Origin of the sequence: Kluyvera sp. EC_51 (genome assembly GCF_019584505.1) — a bacterium.
GTDB classification, from domain to species: domain Bacteria; phylum Pseudomonadota; class Gammaproteobacteria; order Enterobacterales; family Enterobacteriaceae; genus Kluyvera; species Kluyvera sichuanensis.
In genome coordinates, this window is the sequence record NZ_VDAG01000011.1 from 1 (window position 1) to 279 (window position 279).

Here is a 279-nt window from a genome sequence, read left to right on the forward strand (position 1 = left end):
GCTTACCACTTTGTGATTCATGACTGGGGTGAAGTCGTAACAAGGTAACCGTAGGGGAACCTGCGGTTGGATCACCTCCTTACCTTAAAGAAACGTTCTTTGAAGTGCTCACACAAATTGTCTGATAAATGATGAACTTCTGAATGTACTTTCGAGTGCATTAAGAAGTTTTGCTCTTTAAAAATCTGGATCAAGCTGAAAATTGAAACAGCACACTGAACTCTGTTCTCCGTAATAAGAACAGACTGAGGTGTGTTTGAGTCTCTCAAATTTTTGCAG

Annotated in this window: 1 rRNA gene; it reads left to right on the forward strand. The window is 40.1% G+C overall.

The features are described 5' to 3' along the window. Positions 1-82 (forward strand): 16S ribosomal RNA (locus tag FHC49_RS04530); the annotation flags it as partial. Positions 83-279: the final 197 nt, after the last annotated feature.